Raw genomic sequence first — 8,294 nt, forward strand, 5'->3', positions numbered from 1 at the left:
ATCACCGTTCAGCGCGTGCTGGTGACCGTGTCGGCGTCGTGTGATCGGATCGGCCTGTATCAGCGGGTAGCGCTCGGGGAGGGCCGCGCAGGAGGGGAAAAAGAGACGTGAAGCCGGCTATCGCCGAAGAGACCACACAGCCGTGTCCGGACTGCGGCACGCAGATCCGCGGTGACAGCCGGTTCACCCTCTGGTGCGCCGCCTGCGACTGGAACGTCGACCCCGGCAGGCCGCAGCCGGACACGGGACGGCTGGAGCGGGCAGCCCGTGCCCTGGCCCGGCGGCACGGCGAGCAGCTGCTCACCGAAATGCTGAGCGGGCTCGATGCGCGTCCGCGGCGTGACGCCTCGGCGGTGGCGGCCACCATGCTTGCTCTCAGCGTGCACGGGATCACCCTGGCGCTCGCGATCAGCGGCATCTGGTGCCTGGTGGCGGGCTGGGGCGGCATCGGCATGGTGGCGGGCCTGGTCCTCGTGGCGCTGGCCTGGCTCCTCGCCCCGAGGGTCGGCCGCATGCCCGACGACCGGCCCGTGCTGCTGCGCGTCGACGCGCCCGAACTCTTCGCGCTCGTCGACGAGGTGGCCGGGGCGGTCGGCACCCGAAGCGTGGACGCGATCACTGTGGACGGCAGCATCAACGCCGCCGTCACCACGTACGGGTTGCGCGGCCGCAGGCTGCTGATGCTGGGCATGCCCCTGTGGGAAGTCCTCACGCCCGAGGAGCGGATCGCACTGCTGGGCCACGAACTGGCCCACTACGCCAACGGCGACATGCGCAACGGTCTGGTGGTCGGCACGGCGGTACGGACCTTGTCCGTGTGGCACCACATCCTCCAGCCGCTGCCGCACCCGACCGGGCTCGAGATCATCGTCAATGCCCTCTACGTCCTGCCCCGCCTGCTGATCGCAGGGCTGTTGGTGCTGCTCGTCCGCCTGACATCACGCGCCAGTGTACGGGCCGAGTACCTCGCCGACCGGCTGGCCGCCCGCACCGCCTCCACCCCCGCGGCGGTCGGCCTCATGGACCGCCTGCTCATCACCGACTCGCTCGACGTCCGGCTGCGTACCGAGGCCAACCGTGCCGCCCTCGGAGGACCCGGCTCCACCCGGAAGGCAACGGACCGGGCCGACGAACTGTGGGGGATGCTCACCGCCTACGCGGCCTCCATCCCGGAACACGAGTACGAACGCCAGCGACGCGCCGGAGCCCGGCGCGGCCACCAGGTCGACACCACCCACCCTCCGACCCACCTGCGCCGAGCCTGCCTGCTCGCCGGCCAGCCCCATACAGCCACGGTGACGCCGCAGGCCCACCAGAGCGAGCTGATCGCCACGGAACTCGCCGCCGCCCGCACCCAGGTGGCACGACGCCTGCTGCGCGGCGGCTTCGACGACTGAAACCAGGCGCCGCCGCCACTGCCACGCCCGCACGGTGCGGCAGCATCCCGCGTCGGCCGGCTGGGCGGACCCGGTACTGCACTCCACACCCGACAGGGCGGGACGGGGCAGTCGTGAGCCCGTCTGGCTCGCACGCCGGAATGGTGCGGGCACGCAGCCTCGCGCTGCAAGCACCTTTCCGGGCGCGGATGCCTCGCACGCTGTGTGCCGGGGCTGGTGGGGGCCCGGTCATGGTGTGGCCGCCGCTCGGGACAGGGCTGCTGCGGCGGTTTCGATGTCGCCCGGGGTGGTCCAGCGGCCCAGGGTCAGTCGCAGTGCGCCGAGTGCGCGGTCGGGGTGCTGGCCCATGGCGGTCAGCACGGGGGAGGGGGTGTGGGTGCCGCTGTGGCAGGCTGATCCGGTCGAGGCTGCGATCTGGTCGGCGGCGGTGAGGAGTTCGTGGCCGGGGATGCCGTCGATGCTGATGTTCAGGGTGTTGGGCAGTCGTTGTTTGTCGGGGCCGTTGAGGTGGACACGGCCGGGCAGGGCTGCCGTCAGTCGCTGGTGGAGGTCGTCGCGGAGGTCCGCGATGCGGGCGGGGGCGTCGGAGTCCAGTTCGTCGGCCGCGATGCGGGCGGCGGTGCCGAGTGCCACGACCAGGGCGACGTTTTCCGTGCCGGCTCGGAGGCCGCGCTCCTGCCCGCCCCCGGCAATGACCGGCTCGAGCTGCACTCCGTCACGCACGAAGAGGGCGGCGGTGCCTTTCGGCGCGTACATCTTGTGCCCCACCATCGTGAGCAGGTCGGTTCCCAGCTCGCCGACGTCGAGCGGGATCTTCCCCGCGGCCTGGGCGGCGTCGCAGTGGAACAGGGACCCGTTCTCGTGGGCGAGCGCTGCGAGTTCCGTGATCGGCTGGAGCGCGCCGGTCTCGTTGTTCGCCGCCATCACCGACACCAGCACGGTGTCCTCGGTGAGGGCGGCGGCCAGAGCGGCCGGTTCGACGAGGCCTTCACTGTCGACCGGCAGTACGGTCAGCCGCGTGCCGTGCAGCCGCTCAAGAGAACGACACGTCTCCAGGACGGCCGGGTGCTCGGTGGCCTGGGTGATCACATGCGGGTGCGGGCGGGCGGAGGCGAGGACCGCGCCGCGCAGGGCGAGCAGATCCGCTTCGGATCCGGAGCCGGTGAAGACGATCTCGCCGGGCCCGGCGCCGATCAGGTCGGCGACCTGGGCCCGGGCCTTGGCGAGCGCCCGGCGGGGCGTCTGGGCGTAGGAATGGCTGCTGGAGGGGTTGCCGAAGTAGTCCGTCAGGTAGGGCCACGCCGCCTCGGCGACGCGCGGGTCGACCGGAGTGGTGGCGTTGTAGTCCAGGTAGACCGGTCCGCCCGCCAGCCCCGGATGCGTGGGCAGGTCGCCGCCGGGGCCCCTCACGTCAGGACCGGGGCGTCGACGGGCAGCTCGGACGGGCGCCATTCCCACCTGCCGTCGTCGAGCCGGATCGCCCGGTGTGGGTGGTCGGTCGGACGCCGCACGGCGTCGTAGGCCACGACCCGCTGCTCGCCGCGGGCCGGCGCCTTGCCGCTGGCCGCGAACGCGTCGTACGGTCGGGTCTTCGTCGCGCTTCTCGTGTTCTCCGGCATGGCATCCTCCATGAATCCACGGATTATTGCAGTCGAGTCTGGAGGGTGCGACCGCACGCTCCCGTTCACCGTTCACCGTTCCCCGCTCCGGGTTCCTCGAGAACGCGTGGGTTTCGCGGGTCCTCAACCTCGTCCGCCGACGAAGGAACGCCCAACAGCGCCTACTGCTCGACGTCGCAGACGGACGCGCCCTGGCCGTGGATGCCGGCCGTGAGCTGCGGGGGCGGGGTATCGCGGCCCCCGCGGTCTCGCGTCTGTATGCCGGCGTCCAGGATGCCTTGGTGTCGGGTTCGGACGTTGATGGACGATCAGATCAGGAGGCAGATGCCCGTCGCCAGCATCACCGCCGATGTCGCGGCGTGAACTCCGTAGGCGGTGGCCTTCGGCCCGCCGCTGCGCAGCACGACCAGCGCGTCTCCAGCGGGTACGGCGGCGAACACCAGCAGATACCAGCCCAGCACCGACGAGCCGGCGGCGCATCAGAGCGAAGACGAAGGTTCCGGGCGCCATCTCCCGTAAACCTTTCCCGCGCAGCCAGGGCCGGAGCCAGGGTTCATCGACCGGCGCATCGGGGATGCCGAAGCCGACGAGGCGCTGAGGCCTCGCGATGGCGCTTCCTCCCATGAAGAGGAGACCCGCGCCGAGGAGGTCGGCGACAACGGTGGCGATGGTGGTGAGCATCAGCTGTCCTGTCCTTCGGGAGAACAGCTGCTGGCGAAGCGGTCGTCGTGCGTCTGTGCCGTGCTGTCAGGGGACGAGGACGATCCGGCCGCGGACGCCGCCCGTCGACATCGTCTGGTAGGCGTCGGCCGCCTCGTCGAGGGGAACGACGGCGTGGACGCGAGCCGGTAGCTGCCCGGCCGCCACCCGCTGGAGCAAGCCGGCGAGCAGCGGGCCGTCGGGACGGGCGACAACGACCCCGACGGTGATACCCCGTTCCTCGGGAAGCCTCGCGGCGGGCTGCACGCCGACAAAACGGCCGCCGTCGCGCACTGCCTGGAGTGCAGGCTCCTGCAGGGCTCCGGCGTCGGCGACGGCGTCCCAACTTCCGCCGAGGTCGGTGGCGAAGTCGGCGCCCAGCCCCCGGACGAACTGTTCGTCGGCCGCTCGGGCCAGCCCGGTCACCTGCCAGCCGCGGTCCTGGGCGAGCACGGCGACGTGCGCGCCCACCGCACCGGCCGCGCCGGTCACCAGCAGGCGCCGGGCCCGGCTCGGCGCGTCGCCGAGAAGGTCGACGATCTGCGCCGCGGCGGTGGCGTTGAGCGGCACCGTCGCCGCCGCGACCAGGTTGAGGCCGTCCGGAACGACGGCGACGTCCGCGGCGAGGACGAGGAGGTGCTCGGCGTGGGACCCGTGGTCGCGGTCGAAACCGTCGAGGAATCCGGCGACCCGGGTGCCGGCCGGCAGCCCGACGCCGGGCCCGGCGGCCTCGACGGTGCCGGCGAAGTCCCAGCCGAGACCGGTCCAGTCCGGCTGGTGGACCATGCCGAGCCGGTGGAAGACACCCCCGGCCACGCCCAGGTCGACCGGGTTGATCGCGGCCGCGGCGACTCGGACGCGGATCTCTCCCGGCCCCGGCTCGGCCACCGGCACGGCGACGATGTCGATCGACTCGGGCCCGGACGGAACGCGGACCACGGCTCGCCGAGAGGTCGGCTCGTTCATGACGTCTACTCCTTCGAGGAGGAATCCTGCGGGGGCTTGCGATCCCCGCGCTGCAGTACCAGCATGGAAGAAGCCGGTTTCCAGAAGGAAGTAGGCACCTCAAAGTAAGTAAGTCACCGATCTGAGGAGATGGCTGACTGATGGCGACCAGGACCGCGTCCGAGCGGCGTGCCGTGGCCAAGCGGGAGTACGACGCGTTCCTCGCGATGTGTCCCAGCCGCCAGCTCCTGGAGCGGATCTCCGACAAGTGGGTCGCCCTTGTGCTCGCCGCGCTCGGCGGGGACGGCCCGCGTCCCGGGCAGAGCACCACCGACGGACCGCGGCCCATGCGTTTCTCCGAGCTGTCACGCCGGATCTCGGGCGTGAGCCAGAAGATGCTGACGCAGACGCTGCGCGCACTCGAGCGCGACGGGATGGTGACCAGGACCGTGACCCCCACGGTGCCCGTCACCGTCAACTACGAACTGACCGACCTCGGCCACTCGCTCCAGTCGGTCATGCGGGGGATCAAGGACTGGGCGGAGAGCCACATGGAGGAGGTCCTCATCCATCGCGACGACTACGACCGCGGGCAACGCGACGCCGCCGGCTGAGTCGAAGGCGTCGATCCCGCGAGCGTGGTGTCGGTCGAGTCCGGGCCTGGCAGCTGTCGGGCCGCTCGGTCCACGAGCGCAGGACAGCTCCCGGTCCACCGTTGCCTGGAGGTGCTCGTCCGCGTGGACCGGGCCGGCGGTGACCACCGTGACCTCAACGGGAGGGCGTGGCCGGGGGTCTCAGGCCGAGCCACTGCTCGGCGTTCCAGGCCTGGAACCGTTCCGCCTCGGTGAACCCCAGCTTCGCCGCGAGGCGCATCGAGCCGGCGTTGGCGGTCTGGGTGGTGAGCACCACCGGCTCGCCGGGAAGGACGTAGTCGAACCAGTCGAGTGCTGCCACGCACGACTCGGCGGCGTATCCGTGGCCCCAGGCTCGCGGCAGGAACAGATAGCCGAGATCGACGTGCCCGTCGGCAGCCGGGCGACGGTGCGCCGGTGCTCTCCTGAGCAGGATCTGGCCGATCATCACCCCGCCGAGATCGACGACGAAGCTGCCGGGCCACCGTTCGGGAACCGCGGGCAACTCGCGCTCGAGCTCACCGCGCGGGCGGGGGCCGCCGAGGTAGGTGTGCACCTCCGGTGACGCGAGCAACTCGATGAATGCCGCACGGTCCCGGGCCTCGGGCTCACGGAGCACGAGCCGGTCGGTCCTGATCGGGGCAGGCGGCCATGCGACGGGTCCGAGATCGGTCATGCCGGCCAGCCAATCAGCAGGCTCGACAGCGATCAAGACGTGTGAGGCAAGCCGCCTGCGGGCGGTCGGGGCCGGCGAACGGTCACCCAACAAGCCGAGACGTATCGTCTTGCCATCTCGGATGTGGTGGCGTATGGTCCTTCGCATGGGTTCCCTGTGAGATCACCGGCGCCGACCGCGTAGAGCAGTGCTCCGCCGTCGCCGCGCCTCGCCGTGCAGCCATCCACCCCCCGTCCCGCACGGGTTGAAACCCGTGCGGCCAGAAGGGACCCCGATCTTGCACACCTCACAACTCACCCTTTGCCATGTCACCAAGCGCTACCCCGGCCGCACCGTCCTCGACCAGGTCTCCTTCACGCTGAAACCGGGCGAGAAGGCCGGGCTGATCGGTGACAACAGCGCCGGCAAGTCCACCCTCCTCAGGCTTGCCGCGGGTCAGGAGCGCCCGGACAGCGGCGAGGTGACCGTGTCCGCGTCCGGTGGCATCGGCTATCTGCCGCAGACCATCCCCCTGCCCCTGACCGCCACAGTGCAGGACGCTGTCGACCTGGCCCTTGCGGACCTGCGTGGTCTGGAGGCGGAGTTGGGCCGGGCCGAGCAGGCGCTCGGTGACGGCGGGGACCCGGCGGCACTCGCCGCTTACGGTGACCTCCTCGGACGGTATGAGGCCCGGGGCGGCTACGACGCCGACCACCGGGTGGACGTCGCGATGCACCACCTCGGCCTGCCGTCTCTGTGCCGTGAGCGCCGGCTCGGCACCCTCTCGGGTGGAGAGCGGTCCCGTCTCGCCCTGGCGGGGGTCCTCGCCGGCCGTCCGGAGCTGCTGCTCCTGGACGAGCCGACGAACGACCTGGACGATCAGGCCCTGGAGTGGCTGGAGGCGCAACTGCGGGCGCACCGCGGCACAGTGCTCGCGGTCACCCACGACCGCGTGTTCCTGGAGCGTCTGACAGCCACGGTCCTCGAGGCAGAGGCGGGACAGGTCACCCGTTACGGCGACGGCTACACCGGCTACCGTGTGGCGAAGGCCGCGGAGCGCCGCCGCCGGCTGCAGGACTACGAGGAGTGGCGCTCCGAACTGGCCCGCAACGAGCGGCTGGCCGCCGGCCACGCCGCCCGTCTCGATGCCATTCCGCGCAAGGCGTCACTGGCCAACTTCGGACACGGCGGCTTTCGGGCCCGCGGCCGGGCTCATGGTGCGATGGCCCGCATCCGCAACGCCCGGGAGCGCCTCGAGCGGCTGGCCGCGAACCCGGTGGCACCGCCGCCGGACCCACTGGCCTTCACGGCGGGCATGAGGACGGCAGGGGCCGTCGTTGAAGGGGCCGGGAGTGCCTCTGCGCAGTCGCCCGCCGTCCGGCTGTCGGGCGTGCGTGTGGGGGATCGTCTGAACCTGGGCTCCCTCACCGTCGGCCGCCGCGGCCGGCTTGTCGTCACCGGCCCCAACGGCGCCGGCAAGACGACGCTGTTGAGGCTGCTCGCCGGTGACCTCCGCCCCGACGAGGGCTCGGTGCAGGTGCCGGGCCGCGTGGGCCATCTCCGCCAGGACGAGACCCCGTGGCCGCAGGACCTGACGGTGGTGCAGGCGTTCGGGCGGGGCCGCGTCGGTTCTGCCGACGAGCACGCCGATGCCCTGCTCGCCCTTGGCCTCTTCCACCCGGAACAACTGGGCTTGCGCATAGGAGAGTTGTCGTACGGCCAGCGTCGCCGCGTGGATCTGGCTCGACTGGTCTCGAAGCCCGCCGATCTCCTCCTGCTCGACGAGCCGACGAACCACCTGTCACCGGCGCTGGTCGAGGAACTGGAAGAGGCGCTGACCGGGTTCTCGGGGGCGATCGTGCTGGTCACACACGATCGCTCCCTACGGACGCGGTTCCGGGGCGCGCATCTGGAACTGCCGGAGACAGCGAAGACCCGGGCTGGGTGACGGTCGGTCCGGCACCTTCACTGCGCCAGCTTCAGGGCCACAGGGCCGAAAAGTCGGCCTTGGCCCAGAAATTCCGGCCAGGGGCGGTGGACCTGTCGTCGGTGTCGGTCTCGGTGAAGAGCAGGCCGCTGTAGAGGGCGGGTGTTCTGTTGGCCCGCCGTTTGTGCTGGGGACCACCGCCTTGTTGTGTGTTGTGGGGCGGTGGTCTTGTGGTGTGTTGTCGCTGCCTGTGCCTGTGCCTGTGCCTGTGCCTGTGCCTGTGCCTGTGCCTGTGCCTGTGGCTTGTGGTTGTGCTGGTGGGTCAGGTGGTGGGTTAGGTGGTGGGTGTGGTGGGGGCGGTGGTGGTGGTGGTGAAGATGGTTTTGTGGTTTTGGTGGCCGGTGATGTGGAGGGTGGTGT

General features: G+C 71.2%; 8 protein-coding genes. 3 read left to right on the top strand and 5 right to left on the bottom strand.

Annotation, left to right across the window (positions count from 1 at the left end; translation table 11 throughout):
• Positions 1–107 precede the first annotated feature (107 nt).
• Positions 108–1,397 carry a M48 family metallopeptidase gene (locus ACGF3H_RS33145; protein WP_362493309.1) on the top strand — a complete coding sequence of 430 codons (1,290 nt, stop codon included), beginning with the start codon at positions 108–110 and terminating at the stop codon, positions 1,395–1,397.
• Positions 1,398–1,625: 228 nt separating this feature from the next.
• Here ACGF3H_RS33145 and ACGF3H_RS33150 read toward each other — a convergent pair whose 3' ends face one another.
• The 4 genes from ACGF3H_RS33150 to ACGF3H_RS33165 form a co-directional block, all read right to left on the bottom strand.
• Positions 1,626–2,807, bottom strand: a complete 1,182-nt coding sequence (locus ACGF3H_RS33150; protein WP_362493312.1) for a cysteine desulfurase family protein — start codon at positions 2,805–2,807, stop codon at positions 1,626–1,628.
• Positions 2,804–3,016, bottom strand: a complete 213-nt coding sequence (locus tag ACGF3H_RS33155) for a hypothetical protein (protein WP_362493315.1) — start codon at positions 3,014–3,016, stop codon at positions 2,804–2,806. Before ACGF3H_RS33155 ends, ACGF3H_RS33150 begins: the two co-directional genes overlap by 4 nt.
• 308 nt (positions 3,017–3,324) lie before the next feature.
• Entirely contained in the window at positions 3,325–3,477 is a 153-nt protein-coding gene (locus ACGF3H_RS33160; protein ID WP_362493318.1) for a DUF4267 domain-containing protein, read from the bottom strand.
• A gap of 286 nt (positions 3,478–3,763) precedes the next feature.
• Positions 3,764–4,681 carry an NADP-dependent oxidoreductase gene (locus ACGF3H_RS33165; RefSeq protein ID WP_362493321.1) on the bottom strand — a complete coding sequence of 306 codons (918 nt, stop codon included), beginning with the start codon at positions 4,679–4,681 and terminating at the stop codon, positions 3,764–3,766.
• Positions 4,682–4,821: 140 nt separating this feature from the next.
• Here ACGF3H_RS33165 and ACGF3H_RS33170 point away from each other — a divergent pair, with 140 nt between their 5' ends.
• Positions 4,822–5,274 (top strand): helix-turn-helix domain-containing protein, encoded by a 453-nt coding sequence (locus ACGF3H_RS33170; protein ID WP_362493324.1) that lies wholly within the window; start codon positions 4,822–4,824, stop codon positions 5,272–5,274.
• Between the two features lie 154 nt (positions 5,275–5,428).
• On the opposite strand, the gene ACGF3H_RS33175 is transcribed toward ACGF3H_RS33170, so the two are convergent.
• Positions 5,429–5,968, bottom strand: a complete 540-nt coding sequence (locus tag ACGF3H_RS33175; RefSeq protein WP_362493328.1) for a GNAT family N-acetyltransferase — start codon at positions 5,966–5,968, stop codon at positions 5,429–5,431.
• A 277-nt stretch (positions 5,969–6,245) separates the two neighbouring features.
• On the opposite strand from ACGF3H_RS33175, the gene ACGF3H_RS33180 reads away from it, so the two are divergent.
• Positions 6,246–7,895, top strand: a complete 1,650-nt coding sequence (locus ACGF3H_RS33180; protein WP_362493331.1) for a TlrC/CarA/OleB/SrmB family ABC-F type ribosomal protection protein — start codon at positions 6,246–6,248, stop codon at positions 7,893–7,895.
• The last annotated feature ends 399 nt before the right edge of the window (positions 7,896–8,294 follow it).

The organism is Streptomyces sp. NPDC048185 (assembly GCF_043202495.1).
Lineage (GTDB): Bacteria > Actinomycetota > Actinomycetes > Streptomycetales > Streptomycetaceae > Streptomyces.